This is a genomic window from Dokdonella sp. (assembly GCF_019634815.1).
Lineage (GTDB): Bacteria > Pseudomonadota > Gammaproteobacteria > Xanthomonadales > Rhodanobacteraceae > Dokdonella_A.
Genome location: NZ_JAHCAP010000013.1, coordinates 29,002 through 48,307, shown reverse-complemented (window position 1 = coordinate 48,307; position 19,306 = coordinate 29,002). Strand labels below are relative to the sequence as shown.

Here is a 19,306-nt window from a genome sequence, read left to right as displayed (position 1 = left end):
TCCGAACGGCGAAAACCGCGATTATAGCGGTGAAATCACCTGCCTCGCCTTGCCTTTGCAGCCGTCAGTCCGGGCACTTCAAGTCGATTTCGGCCGCCGCCGCGCCGTCCGCACGGCCTCGACCTTGTCGCGGAACTGGCCTTCGAGACCGCGATCGGTCGGCGTGTAGAACACCGCATCGGCCAGTGCGTCGGGCAGGCATTGCTGATCGGCGGCGATGCCGCCTTCGGCGTCGTGATCGTACTGGTAGCCCTTGCCGTAACCCAAGCCCTTCATCAGCTTCGTCGGTGCATTGCGCAGATGCATCGGCACTTCGAGCGTACCGGTTTCGCGCACGCGTTCGCGGGCGAGGTTGAACGCCATGTAGGCGGCATTGCTCTTGGGCGCAACCGCGAGATAAAGCGCCAACTGCGCAAGCGCGAGCTCGCCTTCGGGGCTGCCGAGCCGCTCGAAGGTGTCCCAGGCATCCAGTGCCATCTGCCACGCGCGCGGATCGGCCAAGCCGATGTCCTCGACCGCCATGCGCGTCATGCGTCGCGCGAGATAGCTGCGATCGCAGCCGCCATCGAGCATGCGCGTGAGCCAGTAGATCGCCGCATCGGGATCGGAGGAGCGCACCGATTTGTGCAGCGCCGAGATCTGGTCGTAAAACTGCTCGCCACTCTTGTCGAAGCGGCGCGTGCGATCGGCGAGCACTTGTTCGAGCGTGGCCGCGTCGATGTGCGCGTCATGGGCCAGTTCAGCGGCAATTTCGAGGAAGGTCAGCGCGCGACGCACATCGCCATCAGCCGCTTGCGCCAGGGTCTCGATCGCGCCCTCGTCGAGACGCAGGTCGAGCGAGCCCAGACCGCGCTCGCGATCACCCAGCGCACGTCGCAAGGCTGCCGCGATCGCCTCGGCCGGCACCGCATCGAGCACATGCACGCGGCAGCGCGAGAGCAGCGCGGAATTGAGCTCGAATGACGGGTTCTCGGTGGTCGCGCCGACGAACACGATCACACCGCGCTCGATATGCGGCAGGAAGGCATCCTGCTGCGCCTTGTTGAAGCGATGCACTTCATCGACGAACAGCACGGTGCGCTGGCCCTGCGCGTAGCGGTTCTCCGCAGCCGCCAAAGCCGCACGCACCTCGGCCAGTCCCGAGAGCACCGCCGAGATCGCGCTGAACTGCGCGTCCGCATACTGGGCCAGCAGCAGGGCCAGCGTGGTCTTGCCGCAACCCGGCGGCCCCCACAGGATCATCGAATGCACACGTCCGGCCTCGATCGAGCGGCGCAGCGCACTGCCCGGCGCGAGCAGGCGCGTCTGGCCAACGATCTCGTCGAGCCCGCGCGGGCGCATGCGCTCGGCCAACGGCTTGAGCGCGTCGGATTCGGCAAACAAGCCGGAGTCTGGCGGGGCAAGTGGTCGGCGCGGCATCAGCGCATCATAAGCCAGCCCAGCCAGCTTCAGCGTGCGGAAAACTGGCGCCAGACTCTTGCACGCCCGACAATGCCTTGCCTCGTCTGCCCTGCCCGCTGCACGCATGAACTACCGCCACGCCTTCCATGCCGGCAACTTCGCCGACGTGTTCAAGCATGTCGCCCTGCTCGGCCTGCTCGATGCCCTGCGCGCCAAGCCCGCTCCGTTCTGCTATGTCGATACCCACGCCGGACGCGGCGCCTACGACCTGCGCGGCGAGTCGGCGCAACGCACTGGCGAATATCGTGATGGTGTCGCCCGCATCCTGCAGGCCGGCGATTTGCCACCGGCGCTGACCGATTACGCCGAACGCATCCGCGCGTTCGGCGTTGATGCCGACGGTTCGCTCGTGCGCTACCCGGGTTCGCCCCTGCTCGCACGCGATCGGTTGCGCGCGGATGATCGCGCGATGCTGTGCGAGCTGCAGGGCGAAGAGGCCACCGCGCTGCGCGCGGCCTTGCATGGGGATACGCGTTGCGCGGTGCATGAGCGCGATGGCTATGCCGCGCTCAAGGCGCTGTTGCCGCCGGCGCAAAAACGCGGCCTCGTGCTGATTGACCCGCCGTTCGAAGCGCAGGGTGCCGAATTCGAGACGATTGCCCAGGCACTGACACCGGCGCTTGCACGCTGGCCCAACGCGATCTACGCGATCTGGTATCCGATCAAGTTGCGCGAAACGATCACGCCCTTCCACCGCTGGCTGGGCAGCGAGGTCGGCAAGGCCGACGTCCTCGTCACCGAGTTGCTGCTGCACCCGGACAACACGCCGCTGCGTCTCAATGGCTCCGGTCTGGCGATCCTCAACCCGCCGTGGCAATTCGATGTGCACCTGGGCGGGTGGCTGCCGTCGTTGGCGCGCCTTCTGTCCAACGGGCCCGAAGCGACGAGCCGGATCGATTGGCTGCGCCGCTGAGCCGGTCCGCGTCCACGGCCAACGCCAAAACACCGCAAGCCGGCGGCATACTGCCCAGCGACTCGGCGCCAAGGCATACTTCGCAGCGCGCAGCAATCAGGGGAACGCATGGGCGAGGACTTCAACAGCGGATTGTTCCCGCACATTCGCATCGTCATGGGCATGGTGCTGGGCTTGGCCATGTCCAAGCTGCTGACCGGCATTGCCGGCCTGATCCAGCATCCAGGCCGCTACCGGCTGTCGGCGATCCACTTGCTCTGGGCCGGTTCCATCCTTGTCGAGCTGATTCTTTTCTGGTGGTGGGAGTTCGAACTTTCGCGCGTGCCCACCTGGTCCTTCGGAACCTTCGTGTTTCTCATCGGCTACACGGTCACGCTGTACCTGATGGCGGCCCTGCTTTTCCCTGACGACATCGACGAGTACGGCGGCTACGAGATCTACCTGATCGGGCGTCGCTACTGGTTTTTCGGCCTGCTCGCCGCGACCTTCCTGTTCGACATCGTCGATACGATGATCAAGGGCCAGCAACACTGGAACCTGCTGAGCACCGACTATCTCGTGCAGGTGCCGCTTGGGCTCGTGCTGTGCCTGATCGCCTGCCTCAGCAAGACGCCGCGCGTCCAACTCGTGCTGGTGTTGCTCCACATCGTCTATCAGGTGTTCTGGATGTCGCGGATCATCGCGGTCTCGGTGAAATAGATCGATCGCCGCCTCAAACGCGACAGGCCACGTCGGTGTGACGTGGCGCGTCGTGACAACACGTGCAAAGCGGCGGGTCAGCCCTGCGCCGGCGGCTGCTTCATGCAGTCCTTGACCCAAGCCTTGCGTTCGTCGCCCTTGAGCCCCTGCGACTTGGCTTGGGCGCCGCAGGCCTTGCGCTGCACCTGCCTGGCGCTGGGCACCTTGGCGACCACCGGCGCGGCCTTGGCGTCGGTCGCGGCGTCGGCATCGGCGGACGGCGCCTTCAGGCACGTGCTCATGAACGCCTTGCGCTCCTCGCCCTTGAGTGCGTCGGCCTTGGCCTTGGCGTTGCAGCTCTTCATGCGTGCCTGCTGCGTGGTCAGCGGCTTGCCTGCCTTGTTGAGTTCCTCGGCGTGTCCGCTGTTGGCGCCGAAGGCAAACGCGAGGGCAAGGGCGAGGATCGAAGTCATCTTGGTCTGCATGGGAATTCTCCTGGTCTGGTCGGTTCCGCGCCGGTTGGCGTCGGCAGCTACAGTCTGGGCATGCCGCCTTCCCTGCGGCAGCGGAACTTCGCGCATCGTCGAGCCGGCAATTCCCGCACGCACACGACGGAAATCCGCACGCCGCGTGTAGGAAAACTCGCAAGGGTGCATGGCTGCCGACTCCGCCTGGAACCCGACACGGCGGCGCCGCAAATGGTTCGCGCCGACAGAATCTGCCAACCGCCCAGCGTGATCGGATTCCGCATCGACATGCACGCCAAACCACTATTTCGCCGCGGGTTTGCCTCGGGTTTGCCATGAATCCGCGGGTATACTGCAGGCATCCAGAAGCCGGGGAATCCATGATGGATCTGCGTTCGTCCTGCCTGCTGTTGCGATTGTCTTCCTGCCTGCTGTTCGCGCTTGCCCTGGCGGCCTGCAAACCTTCGGGCGACAAGCTGCCCGAAGTCCAGGGCAGCCACGCACCGGTGGCGGCAACCGCGGCCAAGCCTGCACCGGTTGAAGGCTTTGCGCTGGCTTCGGCGGCGGCGGGTCAGCGCAACGGCGCACTGGCGATCACGCTCGAATTCAGCCAGCCGCTGGTCGGCACGCAGGCCTTCGATACCCTGATCACGGTTCATGACGACAAGGACGTGGCGGTCGAAGGCAGCTGGTCGCTCGACGAAGATGCCAAGACGCTTTCGTTCCCGTTCGTGCAGGCCGATCGCAGCTACTCGGTGCGCATCAAGGGCGAGCTTGCCGCGGCCGATGGCAAGACATTGGGCAGCGATGTGACCAAGAACGTCTACAGCGGCCCGATGGAACCCAACGCCGCTTTCGCCTCGCAGGGCAACGTGCTGCCGGCGCGCGATACGCGCGGCCTGCCGGTGGTCTCGGTCAACGTCAAGGACGTGGACATCGAGTTCATGCGCGTGCGCGACGCTGAAGTCGCGAACTTCTTCGCCCGCTACCAGAAGAACGGCAAGCGCAGCTCGTGGGATCTCGATCCACGCTATGACGAGGGTCGCAGCGCGCCGCCGATCGTGGAGATTGCCGATTCGGTTTACGCCAACCGTTTCGCCCTGACCGGCAAGGACAACGAGCGCGCGCTCAACTACATCCCGATCCAGAATGTCTCGCAGCTCGCCCAACCGGGCCTGTATTTCGCGGTGATGAAGCCGGCCGGGACCTTCCAGGACGAGAAGGAAACCGCATTCTTCTTCGTCAGCGACATCGGCCTGCATGTTCGCAGCTACGGCAAGACCTTGTTCGTCCACGCCGCCTCGCTCAAATCCGGAGCGCCCATCGGTGGCGTCGAGCTGAATGTCCTCAATGACGAAGGCAACGCCATCGTGGCCGGCAAGACCGACGGCAACGGCAATGCCGAACTCGCCTACTCGCTCAAGAGCGGGCACGTGCTGGTCGGCCGCAGCGGCCGCGATGTCTCGATGCTGCCGTTCAACCAACCCGCGCTCGATCTGTCCGACTTCGCGGTCGCCGGCCGCAAGCAGGCATGGTTCGATGTGTTTGCATGGTCCGACCGCGATCTGTATCGCCCTGGCGAAACGATCGCGCTTTCCGCCCTGCTGCGCGACTTCGATGGCAATCCGATCAAGCCACAACCGCTGTTCGTGACGCTCAAGCAGCCTGATGGCCGCGAATACGCCCAAGCCCGGCTCGAACCGAAGGATCTCAACTATTTCGAGTGGTCCAGGCAGATCCCGGCCGATGCGCCAACCGGTCGCTGGCAGGTGGAGTTCCGCACCGACCCGAAGGCCAAGGAGGTCACCCAGGGCATGAGTCTGCGCATCGAGGAGTTTCTCCCCGAACGCCTCAAGCTTGACCTCACCACCCAACAGGACACGATCAAACCGGGCGACCCGTTCCGCCTCGCCGTACAAGGCGATTACCTCTATGGCGCGCCCGCCGCAGGCAATCGTTTCACCGCGCGCCTCACGCTCGCGGTGGATCAGCATCCGGTCGATGCGCAAAAGGATTACTACTTCGGCGACCCCACCGTAGAGGTCCCCAAGCAGGCCGACGACGTCATCGACGACACCCTCGATGACGACGGTCGGATGGACGCCGAGATTCCGCTCACCGACGCGCCCGCGAGCAAGACGCCGATTGCCGCGATCATTTCCGGCAGCGTCCACGAAAGTGGCGGACGCGCGGTAACGCGCACGCTCAAGCGCACGATCTGGCCGGCTGAAGCGCTGGTTGGCGTGCGCCCGCTGTTTGACATGAAGGATGGCGCCGATGCGCGTTCGCGTGCCGGCTTCGAGCTGATCCGCAGCGACGCCAAGGGCAATTTCGTTGCCGGCGCGGGCCTGCGCATCGCCCTGATCCGCGAATACCGCGACTTCCATTGGACCTTCGACAGGGAAAGCGGCTGGCACTTCGACTACGTCCAACGCTTCGAGGAATCCGAGAAGCGCGAAATCACCGCCGAGGCAGGCAAGGCCGTGAAGTTCGACGTTTCGGTCGACTGGGGCAACTACCGTCTCGAAGTGTTTGACCCGGCCACCCAACTGACCATGCGCCTTCCGTTCCATGCCGGCTGGAGCTGGGACGACGACAACCGCGGCAAGGAGGCACGCCCCGACAAGGTCAAGCTCTCGCTCGACAAGGCCTCCTACCGCGCCGGTGACACGCTCAAGGTCACCGTGACGCCGCCGCAGGCCGGCCCGGGCATGCTGCTGGTCGAATCCGATCACTTGCTCTACACCAGGAACATCGACGCACGCCCCGGCGCGACCTTCGAAATTCCGGTCACCAAGGACTGGGACCGCCACGATGTCTATGTCACCGCCCTGGTGTTCCGCGGCGGCTCGGCGGCCGAGAAGATCACTCCGGCCCGCGCGGTCGGCGAAGCCTGGGTGAAGATGGACCGCAGCGATCGCAAGATCGACGTGGCAATCGACGCGCCCAAGCAGATGAAACCGGAAACCGACCTGCCGATCACGGTCAAGGCGCCGGCGCTGGCAGGCAAGAAGGCCTACGTCACGGTATCGGCGGTCGATGTCGGAATCCTCAACATCACCCGCTTCCAGCGCCCCGATGCCAACGCCTGGTTCTTTGCCCAGCGCGCGCTCGGCGTCGACGCCTACGATCTGTACGCGCGGATCATCGAGAGCTTTGACGGCGCCACCGCGCGACTGCGCTATGGCGGCGACATGGCACTCGGCCCGCTGCCGCAGGCGCGCCGTCCCACCGCCAAAGTGCTCACCGTCGACTTGTTCTCCGGTGTGGTCGCACTCGATGCCAAGGGCGACGCCAAGGTCGCGCTCAAGATGCCCGACTTCAACGGCACCGTGCGCGTCACCGCGCTCGTGTTTGGCGAGAACCAGTACGGCGGATCCGATACCGAAACGATCGTGCGCGCACCGTTGGTCGCCGAGATTTCCACTCCGCGCGTGCTCGCGCCGGGCGACAAGTCGAGCCTCACGCTCGATCTGCAGAACTTCTCCGGCAATGCGCGTGAATTCGCAGTCAAGGTCAGTGCCGATAAACCGCTGTCGATCGCCCAGGGCGAGCGCAAGGTCAAACTCGAAGACGGTGCCAAGACCACGCTCAACTTCCCGCTCACGGCCTTGAACGGCTATGGCGTGGGCAAGATCCGCGTGCTGGCCACGGGTGGCGACATCAAGGTCGATCGTCATTTCGAAATGGTCGTGCGCGCGGCCTGGCCGAGCGTGATGCGCTCGAACGCGCGCCAGCTCGACCGGCTCGAAGCGCTCACTGTCGGCAGCAGCGCGATCGAAGGCCTGCTGCCCGACTCCGCGATCGCACGCCTGACCGTATCGAGCCTGCCGCCACTGCCCTTCGCGACCGTGCTGCGCAACCTGCTCGACTATCCCTACGGCTGCATCGAGCAGACCACCAGCAAGGGCTATGGCAACCTGTTGCTCGACAGCAAGCTTGCGCAGAACCTGCACACCGCTGCCCTGCCGGACGGCGAACGCAAGGCCCGCGTCGATGGCGCGATCGGTCGCATCTCGTCGATGCAGATTTCCAACGGCAATTTCTCGATGTGGGGCGGCGACAGTTACGTCAACGAGTTCATCACGCCCTACGTGGTTGAATTTCTCGAAGACGCACGGGACGACGGCTTCCTCGTTCCCGACGAGGTGCTGCAGAAGGCGCTCAAGCGCCTCAATGATGACCTGCTTTCGGGCGGCACCACCTTCTATGGTTACGAGCACAGCGAACACCTGCGCTTTGCCAACCAGGCCTATGCCGGATACGTGCTCGCGCGCGTCAACCGCGCACCACTGGGCACGCTGCGCGCCCTGTTCGACAACGACCGCGGCAAGTCGCTGACCGCGCTTCCGTTGGTGCACCTGGGCATTGCCCTCAAGCTCATGGGGGATGCGCCACGCGCGCAGAAGGCGATCGAGGAAGCATTCGCCAAGAAGGTCGAACGTCCGTGGTATCTGGGCGACTATGGTTCGGATCTGCGTGACACCGCGCTGATGATCGCGCTTGCCCACAGGTACCAGCTATCCAAGCCTGAATACGAGGCCCGCGTATTCGACCTTGCGCGCTCGATCACCTCGAGCAACGAACAGAAGTGGCATTACTACAGCACGCAGGAACAGATCGCGGTGGCGCGGCTGGGCAAGGCGCTCATCGACGATGGCGACAAGGTCGTTTCCGGCGCGCTCGCAGTCGGCGCGACCACCACGCAGATCAGTCCGGACCGACTGTGGAGCCATCGCTTCAGCGCCAGCGACCTCGCCGCCGGCGCGCGCTTCATGCCGCAGGGTGACCTGCCGCTGTATGCGAGTATCGACGTCGCCGGCGTGCCGCGCACCGCGCCAGCAGCCGAAGACAAGTACGTGGCGATCACGCGCAGCATTTACACGCTCGATGGCAAGCCGTGGGAACCGGCGCCACTCAAGGAGGGCGACAGTCTCATCATCGGCCTGCGTATCGACGCGCGCGAGGAAATGCCCGACGCTCTGCTCACCGATCTGTTGCCGGGTGGTCTGGAGATCGAGAACTTCAACCTCACCGACGCCAAGCAGTGGGTGGACGTGGTCGTCGACGGCATCAGCATCAGCGACCGCGCCCAGGCCGCCGACGTGCGCCACGAGGAGTTCCGCGACGACCGCTATGTGGCAGCACTGAATCTGCACAAGGGGCAGAAGGCGCATGTGTTCTATCTCGTGCGCGCAGTCAGCCCGGGCACCTTCCAGATGCCGCCGCCGCTGGTCGAAGACATGTACCGGCCGCAAATTCGCGGTATCGGCAAGAGCACGCCGGCCACACTCACGGTGGTCGAACCCTGAGCCCGCATGGCGGACAGGCGGCGCCCCGCACGATCTTGCGGGGCGCTGCGCGAAGTTGATCTGACGGCGATCGCTTGAGGCAACGATGAAGACGCAGCGCCTGCGCCGCTGGCTGCGAAGTTTCTTGATCGCAAGCGGCATCCTGCTGCTGCTCGCGCTTGTGCTCGACCGCCTGTTTCCCTTGCCCCTTCCGGCGCAGGGCAGCGGCAGCACGGTCGTGCTCGCCCGCGATGGGTCGCCGCTGCGCGCGTTTCCCGACCGCGATGGCGTGTGGCGCTATCCCGTCCGCATCGAGGACGTATCTCCGCTCTACATCGAAGCCTTGCTCACTTACGAGGATCGCTGGTTCTACCGACACCCCGGGGTCAATCCCCTGGCAATGCTGCGCGCGCTCGGGCAATGGATCAGCCATCGGCGCCTGATCTCGGGTGGTTCCACCCTGACCATGCAGGTCGCGCGCATCCTCGATGGCACACCGCACAGCTTCGGCGGCAAGTTGCTGCAGATGCTGCGCGCACTGCAACTCGAAGCCCATCTGTCCAAGCGCGAAATCCTCACCCTGTATCTGGATCGGGCACCGTTCGGCGGCACGCTCGAAGGGGTCGAGGCGGCCTCATGGGCTTATCTGGGCAAACCCGCATCGCGTCTGTCGCACGCCGAAGCAGCCTTGCTCACGGTACTGCCGCAGATGCCCAGCCGCCTGCGCCCGGATCGCAATCCGGCTGCGGCGCAGGTCGCGCGCGACAAGGTACTCACGCGCATGGCCGACCTTGGCGTGTGGAGCCGAGAGCAAGTGCACGACGCAATGATCGAGTCGGTGGCCGCGCGCACCCTGCATCCGCCGATGCTCGCCGCCCTGCTCGCCGAGCGCCTGCATCTGGAGCAACCGAAGGCACGGCGCATCACCACCACGATCGATGCCTCGCTGCAGCGCATGCTCGAAGCGCGCGTGGGCGACTACCTGTCGCGCCTGCCCGCGCGCACGTCGGCGGCCTTGCTGGTGGTCGACAACACGACACTCGAAGCGCGTGGCTATGTCGGTTCGGCGGTGTTTGCCGACGAACAGCGCCTTGGGCATGTCGACATGGTGCGCGCCGACCGCTCGCCTGGTTCGACCCTAAAGCCATTTCTGTATGCGCTCGCACTCGATGACGGCTTGATCGATTCGGAAAGCCTGTTGATCGATGCGCCGCAATCCTTCGGCGATTACCGGCCCGGCAATTTCGACGGCGCCTACAACGGCCCGATCGGCGCCGCCGAGGCCTTGCGTTTGTCACTCAACGTGCCTGCCGTCGACCTGCTCGATCGTGTCGGGCCTGGCCGCTTCGTGGCACGGCTCGCCAATGCCGGCCTCGACCTGAAGTTGCCACGCGGGGTGATGCCGAGCCTGCCGATCATTCTCGGCGGTGTCGGTGTGCGCATGGAAGACCTGGTCGGCGCCTATAGCGCGTTCAATCGCGGAGGTATCGCCGCCCGCGTGCGCTATGACCGCGACGAACCACTGGTCGAACGCCGCCTGATGTCGGCGGGCGCAGCGTGGATCGTGCGCGACATCCTCGAAGCCCATCCACGACCCGGATATGCGCCGGGCACCTTCGATCCCGGCGCGCGCCCGCGCGTGGCGTGGAAGACCGGCACCAGCTACGGCTTCCGCGATGCGTGGGCCGTCGGCGCGACGCGCGCCTACACGGTCGCGGTGTGGATCGGCAGGCCCGACGGCACGCCGATGCCCGGCCAGTACGGTGCCGTCACTGCCTTGCCGCTGCTGTTCCAGACGATCGACAGCCTGCCGCGTGCGGCGATATCGGCCACGCCCTCGCCGCCGCCAGCGAGCGTGAGCGAAGTCGAGATCTGCTGGCCGCTCGGCCTCGCCTTTGATCCTGCGCGCAGCGACCTGTGCCACATGAAGAAAACTGCCTGGGTACTCGACGGCGTGATACCACCAACCTTGCCCGAGCGTGATGCGCTTGCCTGGCATGCGGGCCTGTTGCAGTTGCGCGTGGATGACCGCAGCGGCGCACGTCTGAGCGCGACCTGCACGCGCAAGACCGAACGCACGATCGAAATCGCCCGCTGGCCCGCACTTGCCTATCCGTGGTTGTCGCGCGAGCTGCGCCGGCGCGCGAGCTTGCCGCCACTGGCCAGGGATTGCGATGACGATGGCCTGGATGCGCTGCAAAACCTGCGCATCGACGGCGTCGCCGATGGCGCGGCGATTGCGCGCGCGCCCAACAGCAACACTCCGGCCACGCTGCGCCTGCGAGCACTCGGCGCGCGCGACGAGGTGCTGTGGCTCATCAACGGCCGCCTGGTGGGCAGCACGCAGGCCAACGCAACGCTCGAACAGAAGTTTCCAGAGACCGGCCCGCAGACGATCACCGCGCTCGCCAAGGGCGGCGGCTATGCACAGGTCCGGATCCGCGTGTTGCGCTGAAGCCGGCTTCAGTCAAGCGTGGCTGGCATGGCTTGCGCGTCCTCGACCGCATCCTCGACGAAGCGCCCTTGCCCATCGAGTTCGGCAAACAGCCCGCCCTGCGCGACGAGTTCCGCGTAGCGTCCCTGCTCGACCAGTTCACCGTCCTTGAGCACGAGGATGAGATCGGCATTGCGCACCGTCGTCAGGCGATGCGCGATCACGAAGGTCGTGCGCTGCGCGGTGAGCTTGTTGAGCGCACGCTGGACGCGCGCCTCGGTGGCGTTGTCGAGCGCGCTGGTCGCCTCGTCGAGAATCAGGATCGGCGCGTCCTTGAGCATTGCACGCGCAATCGACAGGCGCTGGCGTTCACCGCCCGAGAGCGAGCGCCCGCGCTCGGCCACCACAGTCGCATAGCCCTCGGGTTTGACCACCACGAAATCATGCGCCTCGGCCGCGCGCGCGGCGGCCTCGAGCTCTTCCTGCGTCGCGTCGGGATCACCGATGCGCAGGTTGTCGGCAATCGAGCGATAAAACAGGCCCGGATCCTGGAACACCACCGCGATCGCGCGGCGCAAGGATGCGAGCTTCACGCTGCGGATGTCGATGCCGTCGATGGTGATGCGTCCGCCATCCGGATCCCAGGCGCGATACAGCAGACTGAGCGCCGTGGTCTTGCCCGCACCGGTCGGCCCGACCAGCGCCACCGTGCCGCCCGCGCGCACGCGAAAGCTGAGGTTCCTGAGCGCCGGGTGGGTGGCGTCATAGCCGAACGAGACGTTCTCGAACGCCACCTCGCCGCGCACCACGGGCAGGTCGGGCGCATCCGGGTTGTCCTCGCGCATCACCGGCGCATCGAGCACCGCGAAGAAATCGCGCAAGGAATGTCCCTGGAAGAACAAGCCGGAAATGAAACCGGCAAACTGTTCGAGCCGGCCGATCAGCATCATCGCGAAACCGACGAAGCTCACGATGTTCCCCACCGTGACCTCACCCTTGACGTTGAGCGAGGCGCCCAGCGCGAAGATCGCCACGATCGTCAGGGTGCTGGCGGCGCGGTTCGCAACCGACAGCCAGGCCCAGCCGCGCAGCACCGGATACTGCGCTGCCAGCGCCCGTCGCATCATCTCGCGGATCGCCGCCGCCTCGGCAGCCAGGCGTGTGAAGCTCTGCACCACCAGCACATTGCCGAACACATCGCCGGCACGTTCGGAAATGGCATGGTGCAATTCCTCGACCTCGCCTTGCGCCTTGTGTGTCTTGCGCATCGCGATCGCGTTGAAGGTGGCGAAGCTTGCCATCAGCGTGATCATGAGCAGGGCCAGCTTCCAGTTGATGTGCAGCGCCAGCGGCACCATCACCACAATCGCGAGCAAGGTAGCGAGATGCTCGCGGAAAAAGCCCAGCCACAAGTGGAACAGGTTGCTGGTGCCGCCGTGCATGATGCGCAGCAGGCGACCGGTGTGATGCTGGCCGTGGAAAGACAGCGGCAAGGCGATCGCGTGCTCGAAAAAATAGGCGATTGCGGCCTGGCGCCGGCGATGGGCAAGGCGATCCGCGTACAGAGACACCCACACGCTCGCGATGACGCCGCCAAGCCCGACGCCTGCCCAACTCCAGATCAGGCGCCACACTGCGTGCTTGTCCGTCGATGACAAGGCATCGACGACGCGCCCGAACAACCACGGCTCGAGGAAATACACGCCGGCCAATGCCAGATTGGCTACGGCAAGTGTTGCCGCCAGCCATTTCTCGGGAGCAAGCAGCGCGATCACGCGCAGATAGATGCGAAGGATGCCCATGAGTCCCCCACGTCGAAGGCGGCGCATGCTAGCCGATGGCGAGCGCGCAGCGCGTGCGCAGCGGCAAGGACACGAAATGTTGCACACTCGTGCTTCTGCGCATGCCGCGACCAAGGATGCACCGATGCCCACTCGTCCCCTGCGCCTGCCGCTGGTTCTCGCGCTCGCCAGTCTTGTCGGAGCCTGTGTGCAGCTGGGCCCGCGCCCGGGCGAAAGCGACTCGTCGAGCCAGCCTGCCGGGAGCGACCTGCAATGCACGCGAGATCGACACCCCGACGAAGTCGCGCGACTGCGCGCCAACGCAGCGGGGGGCGCCGTTTCGATCGAAACCGACAGCGCGGCGACCGCCAGTCCGGGCCGCCTGTTCGAAGATGGCTACATGCGCATCGCCCGTTGTGTCTGGCGCGACAACCAGGCCGAGGTCGAGACGCGACTCGCGGCGCAGGCACGCGCCATCGGCGCGGAAAGGGTCGTCGTGCATGCGCCCGATGCCGCCAGTGTGGACGAGGTCTGGCGGGCCGACTTCCACGTGCGCTTTCGCTTTTCCTTCGGCGCATCATTTCGCGACCTCGCCGCCGCCGAACGCAAGTCACTCGGCGGCAGCGGCGTTCAGATCGGTGGCGTCATCAAGGGCAGCGCCGCAGCACGCGCCAATCTTCTGGCCGGCGATTTCGTGACCGCCGCGGGCGGCAAACCGATCGCCGACAAGGCGGCTTTCGAGGCCTTGCTGCGCGCGAATGTCGGCAAGGCACTCACGCTCACGATTGTGCGCAACGGCGAAACCTCGCGCCGCATCGTGCGCCTCGATGCCCTGCCGAAGGCGCAATGAAAAAGCGGGCCGCAGCCCGCTTTTTCATCTCCAAGCGAATTCCCGCATCACGGCTGGCAGTGACCACCTGCCAGACTGATGCGATAAGCCGGTTTGCTGCCAGCGGCGAGCGGAATCGAGAGGCCACCTTCCACGCCTTCCAGCAAGACGGCGTTTTGCCCTGCCGCGCTGGCCAGACCCAACAGCAGCGACTCGCCCTTGGGCGCAGACCAGGCGCTTGCCGTCTCGATGCCATCGCGCGTACTCGAGACCAGACGCAGGCGCGGACTGCCGAGATTGAGCCGTTCGACACGGAAGCCACCGCCGTCGGCGGCGCGACCATCCAGCACGACGTCGATCGGTCCACTGACCGCTGCCGGCAATTCGAAGACATAGGTCGAACTGGCATCGAGCAAGGCACTGGCCGCCAGCGGTGCCTGGCAGGCGGATCCTTCGCCCGCACGTTCGGCGCCATCGCCATAGGGCACATCGAAGCCGGTGCGCAGCAACACCAGGATGTTGCTGTCGCTGGCACTGACGCCAGCCCCGGCCTCGATCGTGAAATCGGCGCCAGGCCCGGGCGCGTCATTGCGCACAGGCGCTGAAACCAGCCAGGTCAGCGTGCGTCCGATCGGAAGATCGACGGCGGAGTCGCTGAACGCGCCCGAACCGCTGTCGGTGCAGTGGGCCGTCGCATCGGCGCCATAGCAGACCCAGGTCATGGCCGTGGCATCGAGCTGGTCCGAGGGCAAAGCCTGGACGGTGATGCCGTTGGCATCGCCACTGCCGTCATTGGTCACCGTGACGACATAATCGAGCAGCATGCCGTAGCGCGCGTACTCGCGCGAATCGGTGACTGAAACGACCAGATGCGGAACCGGAGCCTCACACTGCACCTGCACATCGCTCACATTGGCGCCATCGAGCGTGCCGCTGTCATTGCTGATCGTGCAGCGCTGATTCGGTGACACCGGCTGCTGCACCACCGTGACAGCCCAGGGACTGAGATCATCGATCGCGGATGCAAAGGTGAAGCTGCCATTGCCGCTGATGAGCAGATCCTGATCACCGTTGAGCTTGAGCACCATCGCCGAGCCGATCAGGCCGCTCACACTGCCGCCAATCGTGTAGGTGTTGATCGCGAAGTGCGCTTGCACCGTGCAATCGGCTGTCACCGCATCGGTGGTGTAGAGATCGCCGTTGAGCGAGCCGTTGCAGCTGCCATCGACATTGACCAGATGGTAATGCGGATCGGCTGCGAGCGTGAACTGGATCGTCGCGCCGTGATCGACCAGCTGCGCGGTATCCGGGCTGATCGTGCCATGACCGCCGATCACGCTCGGCGTGACCGTGTGCTGGTCGATCGTGAAGTGTGCTTCGACGCTGCAATCGGCGTTCACTGCCGCGGTGGTGTAGACATTGCCGCTGAGCGAACCGTCGCAACTGCCGCCGACGCTGGCGACGTGATAGTTCGTTTCGGGCGCGAGCGTGAACTGGATCGTCGCGCCATGATCGACCAGCTGCGCGGTGTCCGGACTGATCGTGCCATGACCGCCGATCACGCTCGGCGTGACCGTGTGCTGGTCGATCGTGAAGTGCGCCTCGACGCTGCAATTTCCAGTCACCACAGCAGTCGTGTAAAGGTTGCCGTTGAGCGAACCGCCGCAACTGCCGCCGACGCTGGCGACGTGATAGTTCGTTTCGGGCGCGAGCGTGAACTGGATCGTCGCGCCATGATCCACCAGCTGCGCGGTATCCGGGCTGATCGTGCCATGACCGCCGATCACGCTCGGCGTGACCGTATGCTGGTCGATCGCGAAGTGCGCCTCGACGCTGCAATCGCCATTCACCGCCGCGGTGGTGTAGACATTGCCACTGAGCGAGCCGCCGCAACTGCCGCCGACGCTGGCGATGTGATAGTTCGTTTCGGGCGCGAGCGTGAACTGCAGCGTTTGGCCGATGTTGACCTGCTGCTCAGTGTCCGGACTGATCGTGCCATGACCGCCGATCACGCTCGGCGTGACCGTTGCCACGGCCGGTTCGAAGCTCGCGGTGCAGGTGCGGGCTCCGCCCATCGCAACCACCGCCGTCGGCGCGCTGCCGCTGCAAGCGCCGCCCCAGCCGGAGAGTCGATAACCTGCATCGGGTGTCGCGGTGAGCGTCACGCTCGCCGGCGTCGCGCCCTCGCCATCGTAGGTAGCCGTGCAGGTTCCCGCGCAGTTCGCAATCGAACCGCTGACCGGAACGGGATTGGCTCCCGCCGAAACCTTGCCATTGCCGGCGACCTGAACCGTGAGTGGATCGAGCCGGTATTCGACCGCACCGATGTCGCAGCTCGCACCCTGCGGTCGCGTCACGCCGCGCTGGTCGGAATTGACACAAGCGGCCGAGTACTTGTCCAGCAGCACACTGTCGGCCTGTGGCAAGCGCGTATAGGTTGGCCCGCCATTGTCGGCGAGCGTTCCCAGCCGTGGATCGGTGCCATTGGCAAGATCGGAAGCAATATAGCCAGCGCTGTCACCACGATTACGCACGAGGTTGTAGCCGCCCGAAGTCATTCCACCGGCGGCACCATGCAGATCCGGATTGATCGGCGCGCTGCCGTCGGCAATCACGCTCGACGTGAGCATCAAAATGGCCGCGCTGCTGCCCTTGTAGACGTTGCCACCACTTGCGCCGGCACTGTTGCCGGTGATTGTGCTGGCCGTGATCGAAGCGCTGCCGTTGTTGAAGCCGATGCCGCCGCCACTGCAGGAATCTGCGGCGTTGGTGGTGATCGTGGAACTCTCGATCGTGAGCGAGGATCCCGGGCCCTGGCTGCGAATCGCACCACCGCTGGCACAGGTTGTATCGGCGAGATAGTTGCCAGCAAGCAGGCTCCGACGAATCGTCAATTGCCCGCTGTTGAAAATTGCGCCGCCTGCATCGCCTGCACTGTTGCCCTGCAGGGCCATGTCGTTCAGCGTGAGCACACCTGCGTTCTTGATCGCGCCGCCGGTCAGCCCGGAACCAACGTTGCTGCCACTGATCCTGAGCCCGCTGATCGTGACCGTGGCGCCCGCAGCGATGTTGAAGGCGCGATCATTGCCGCCCTGCACGACGAGGCTGCTCGCGCCCGGGCCCTGAATTGAAGTGCCATTCGGGACGGTGATCGCGCTGCCGCCCAGATCAATCGTTCCGCTCAAACCGCTGGCGAAGGTGACGACCCCGCCGCTGGCGACGACCGCACGCAGACTTCCCGGCCCGCTGGCATTGAGGTTGCTGACTTCACCTGCATGGACCCAGCCGGCACCCAGAACCAGACCGGCCAGCAGCAAACCTGATTGCGTGATTGTGCGCTTCATCATTGACCCCTGTTCATGCCACCGCGACATCGCGCGGCATGCGTTCCATCAAACGGTAGACTTCGCCGGCTTCGCCACGGAGGACGAAACCAAGTCTCGAGTAAAGGTTCTGCGCCGGATTGCTGTGCTCGACATGGATGCTCACCACCAGGCCGTCCTGATCGGCTTCATCGAACAGTTGCCGCAGCAGCCGTGTCGCGATTCCGCGATTGCGGAATGCAGGCAACAAGGCGATATCGACCACGCGCAGTTCGCATTCACGTCGTTCGACATACAAGCGCCCTGCATCGATTCCGTCACAGACGATGATCCGGAATCGCGAAACATCGAGGTGCCGCCAGTAGTGCTGGCACTGTGCCTGGAATTGCATGTCGATGAAGGCATCGACTTGCGCCTGCTCCCAGGCCAATGGCGCAAGCTCGTCGATGCGCGTGCTGGCATAAACCCCGCGCAGGAACGATTCGTCACTCGCATGCAAGGCACGCAGCGTGATCGTTGCCTCTGCATCCTGCCCGCTGGCGGTGATCGCGTTCACGGTCGCTGCGGGTAGACGCCCTGCAAAGCGATGACGAAATTCACCCCCAAAAAGGGCTGTCGATTCTCATGCGGCAGCCCACCGCCAACCGCCGCGAGTGCGTCTCCTGCAAGCGCGCCGCTCGGCGGCGAATTCGCGTACAGCGCGTCGGCACTTTGTGCCAACGAAGCGCCTTGGGCATTGGCACGATCGCCTGGACTGCTCTGCGCCGACATCTGGTGCGTGTGCGCAGGGATCTGGCTCGAAGTCAGGGTTACGCTGGCCGCGCCGGTCGTCTCGCCGATGCTGCGAGGCGACAAGCCAGCCCCCTGCCCCTGCCCGATCGGTACGCGCCCGATGAGATTGGGCAATTGAAACGTGGTCTGGCCATTGCCGCCGAACTGCGTTCCGAGCAGGGAAAACAGCGCGGTGTTCTGTGCAATGGACAGGGTTGCTCCATTGCAGAACGCCCAACCCTGCGGGGCGAAATTGAAGCCCACGATACTGATCTGACCGAGATAGGGATCCATCGCTGCTCTCAATTCTGGGAAGGGAAGATGCCTTCGACCGCAATGCATATATTGACGCACAGGGAAGGCTGCATGTTCTCGTGCGGCTGCGAGCCACCACTGGCGGAAATCTGCTGCGCGGACAGCATCACGGCGCTGCTGGTGTCACGGTTGTAGATGTCCGCCTCGCCGCTGCCAAGCAGATTGCCCTGCGCAACCGCGCTGCGCGTTCCCGCGTTGGTCGCCCGGAGCGGATGCGTGTGCGAGGGCATCTGCTGCGCCGTCAAGGTCACGCTTTCACTGCCGCCTGTCTCACCCAGCGAACGCCCCGTCAATCCAGGCCCTGTTCCCTGATGCAGCGGAGCGCGCCCGCGCAAGTCGGGTACCGCGAACGTCGTCTGGCCATCGCCACCGTAGGTCGTGCCGAGCAAGGCAAACAAGGCACTGTATTCGGCGATCTGCAGCAAGCTGCCATCGCAGGACTGCCATCCAACCGGCGCGAAATTGAGGCCGAACAGGCGGATTTCACCAAGGAAGGGTATGGACATGGCTTGTGCTCAATTTCGGGACGGGAAAATGCCCGTCAGCGCGATCGCGAAACTGACCGTGAGAAAGGGCTGCATGTTCGAATGGGGCTGATTGCCGCCTGTGGGTGAAACAGTCGCTGCCGCCAACGGCACATTTGCGCTGGCGCCGCTGCGGTAGGGCACCGCGCTCGCGCTGGAGGCCAGCACCGCCGTTGCACCGGGTGTTCCGGCATCGGCCGTCGCGGCAGCATTGACTCCATGAACATGAGCGGGCATCTGGTTGGAGGTGAGTGTCACGCTCTCGACTCCACCGGTCTCACCCAGCATCGGTCCCATGCCACTGCCCTGCGAATCGAACCCGCTGGGCAGACGGCTGCGCAGGTCGGGCAAGGCAAAGGTCTGGACTCCGTTGCCGCCGTACATGGTGCCGAGCAGGGAAAACAAGGCGGTATTCTGGCTGATCGGCAAGAGCTGGCCGTTGCAGAGCGCCCAATTGCGGGGTGCGAAATAGAAACCGAAGATGCGCACTTCGCCGATGAATGGATCCATGGTTCTGCC

At 65.0% G+C, this 19,306-nt stretch carries 13 protein-coding genes; 5 read left to right on the top strand and 8 right to left on the bottom strand.

The window, feature by feature from the left end; translation table 11 throughout:
• Positions 1 to 78 precede the first annotated feature (78 nt).
• The gene (locus KF759_RS08225) at positions 79 to 1,419 is read right to left on the bottom strand and encodes a replication-associated recombination protein A (RefSeq protein WP_291224404.1); all 1,341 of its coding nucleotides are present in this window, start codon (positions 1,417 to 1,419) and stop codon (positions 79 to 81) included.
• A gap of 106 nt (positions 1,420 to 1,525) precedes the next feature.
• On the opposite strand from KF759_RS08225, the gene rlmJ reads away from it, so the two are divergent.
• Both rlmJ and KF759_RS08215 read left to right on the top strand, forming a co-directional pair.
• The gene (gene rlmJ, locus KF759_RS08220) at positions 1,526 to 2,374 is read left to right on the top strand and encodes a 23S rRNA (adenine(2030)-N(6))-methyltransferase RlmJ (protein ID WP_291224402.1); all 849 of its coding nucleotides are present in this window, start codon (positions 1,526 to 1,528) and stop codon (positions 2,372 to 2,374) included.
• A 108-nt stretch (positions 2,375 to 2,482) separates the two neighbouring features.
• Positions 2,483 to 3,073, top strand: a complete 591-nt coding sequence (locus KF759_RS08215) for a hypothetical protein (protein WP_291224400.1) — start codon at positions 2,483 to 2,485, stop codon at positions 3,071 to 3,073.
• 77 nt (positions 3,074 to 3,150) lie between these two features.
• Here the strand turns inward: KF759_RS08215 and KF759_RS08210 are convergent, their stop codons facing one another.
• Positions 3,151 to 3,537: a PsiF family protein gene (locus tag KF759_RS08210; protein ID WP_291224398.1), complete on the bottom strand. Its 387-nt coding sequence runs from the start codon at positions 3,535 to 3,537 to the stop codon at positions 3,151 to 3,153.
• A gap of 365 nt (positions 3,538 to 3,902) precedes the next feature.
• Between KF759_RS08210 and KF759_RS08205 the strand changes: the two genes are divergently transcribed.
• Positions 3,903 to 8,831: an alpha-2-macroglobulin gene (locus tag KF759_RS08205; protein WP_291224396.1), complete on the top strand. Its 4,929-nt coding sequence runs from the start codon at positions 3,903 to 3,905 to the stop codon at positions 8,829 to 8,831.
• A gap of 85 nt (positions 8,832 to 8,916) precedes the next feature.
• On the top strand, positions 8,917 to 11,265 hold the full coding sequence (gene pbpC, locus KF759_RS08200; protein ID WP_291224394.1) for a penicillin-binding protein 1C: 2,349 nt from the start codon (positions 8,917 to 8,919) through the stop codon (positions 11,263 to 11,265).
• An 8-nt stretch (positions 11,266 to 11,273) separates the two neighbouring features.
• Here pbpC and KF759_RS08195 read toward each other — a convergent pair whose 3' ends face one another.
• On the bottom strand, positions 11,274 to 13,046 hold the full coding sequence (locus KF759_RS08195; RefSeq protein ID WP_291224392.1) for a glucan ABC transporter ATP-binding protein/ permease: 1,773 nt from the start codon (positions 13,044 to 13,046) through the stop codon (positions 11,274 to 11,276).
• A 124-nt stretch (positions 13,047 to 13,170) separates the two neighbouring features.
• On the opposite strand from KF759_RS08195, the gene KF759_RS08190 reads away from it, so the two are divergent.
• Positions 13,171 to 13,875 (top strand): PDZ domain-containing protein, encoded by a 705-nt coding sequence (locus tag KF759_RS08190; protein ID WP_291224390.1) that lies wholly within the window; start codon positions 13,171 to 13,173, stop codon positions 13,873 to 13,875.
• A 47-nt stretch (positions 13,876 to 13,922) separates the two neighbouring features.
• On the opposite strand, the gene KF759_RS08185 is transcribed toward KF759_RS08190, so the two are convergent.
• Genes KF759_RS08185 through KF759_RS08165 form a run of 5 tightly spaced genes read right to left on the bottom strand, consistent with a single transcriptional unit; the run spans position 13,923 to position 19,297 of the window.
• Positions 13,923 to 17,198 (bottom strand): choice-of-anchor Q domain-containing protein, encoded by a 3,276-nt coding sequence (locus tag KF759_RS08185; protein WP_291224388.1) that lies wholly within the window; start codon positions 17,196 to 17,198, stop codon positions 13,923 to 13,925.
• A gap of 13 nt (positions 17,199 to 17,211) precedes the next feature.
• Positions 17,212 to 17,733, bottom strand: a complete 522-nt coding sequence (locus KF759_RS08180; protein WP_291224386.1) for an N-acetyltransferase — start codon at positions 17,731 to 17,733, stop codon at positions 17,212 to 17,214.
• Positions 17,730 to 18,242, bottom strand: a complete 513-nt coding sequence (locus tag KF759_RS08175; RefSeq protein WP_291224385.1) for a tail fiber protein — start codon at positions 18,240 to 18,242, stop codon at positions 17,730 to 17,732. The genes KF759_RS08180 and KF759_RS08175 overlap by 4 nt, the downstream gene beginning before the upstream one ends.
• A gap of 8 nt (positions 18,243 to 18,250) precedes the next feature.
• Entirely contained in the window at positions 18,251 to 18,769 is a 519-nt protein-coding gene (locus KF759_RS08170) for a tail fiber protein (RefSeq protein WP_291224383.1), read from the bottom strand.
• 9 nt (positions 18,770 to 18,778) lie between these two features.
• Entirely contained in the window at positions 18,779 to 19,297 is a 519-nt protein-coding gene (locus KF759_RS08165) for a tail fiber protein (protein ID WP_291224381.1), read from the bottom strand.
• Positions 19,298 to 19,306 lie beyond the last annotated feature (9 nt).

What these genes read in the sequence shown, in the direction of transcription:
- rlmJ (WP_291224402.1), top strand. Translation starts at nt 1,526, where the DNA reads ATGAACTACCGCCACGCCTTCCATGCCGGCAACTTCGCCGACGTGTTC.
- KF759_RS08170 (WP_291224383.1), bottom strand. Translation starts at nt 18,769, where the DNA reads ATGTCCATACCCTTCCTTGGTGAAATCCGCCTGTTCGGCCTCAATTTC.
- KF759_RS08210 (WP_291224398.1), bottom strand. Translation starts at nt 3,537, where the DNA reads ATGCAGACCAAGATGACTTCGATCCTCGCCCTTGCCCTCGCGTTTGCC.
- KF759_RS08185 (WP_291224388.1), bottom strand. Translation starts at nt 17,198, where the DNA reads ATGAAGCGCACAATCACGCAATCAGGTTTGCTGCTGGCCGGTCTGGTT.
- KF759_RS08195 (WP_291224392.1), bottom strand. Translation starts at nt 13,046, where the DNA reads ATGGGCATCCTTCGCATCTATCTGCGCGTGATCGCGCTGCTTGCTCCC.
- KF759_RS08215 (WP_291224400.1), top strand. Translation starts at nt 2,483, where the DNA reads ATGGGCGAGGACTTCAACAGCGGATTGTTCCCGCACATTCGCATCGTC.
- KF759_RS08175 (WP_291224385.1), bottom strand. Translation starts at nt 18,242, where the DNA reads ATGGATCCCTATCTCGGTCAGATCAGTATCGTGGGCTTCAATTTCGCC.
- KF759_RS08165 (WP_291224381.1), bottom strand. Translation starts at nt 19,297, where the DNA reads ATGGATCCATTCATCGGCGAAGTGCGCATCTTCGGTTTCTATTTCGCA.
- KF759_RS08190 (WP_291224390.1), top strand. Translation starts at nt 13,171, where the DNA reads ATGCCCACTCGTCCCCTGCGCCTGCCGCTGGTTCTCGCGCTCGCCAGT.
- pbpC (WP_291224394.1), top strand. Translation starts at nt 8,917, where the DNA reads ATGAAGACGCAGCGCCTGCGCCGCTGGCTGCGAAGTTTCTTGATCGCA.
- KF759_RS08205 (WP_291224396.1), top strand. Translation starts at nt 3,903, where the DNA reads ATGGATCTGCGTTCGTCCTGCCTGCTGTTGCGATTGTCTTCCTGCCTG.
- KF759_RS08225 (WP_291224404.1), bottom strand. Translation starts at nt 1,419, where the DNA reads ATGCCGCGCCGACCACTTGCCCCGCCAGACTCCGGCTTGTTTGCCGAA.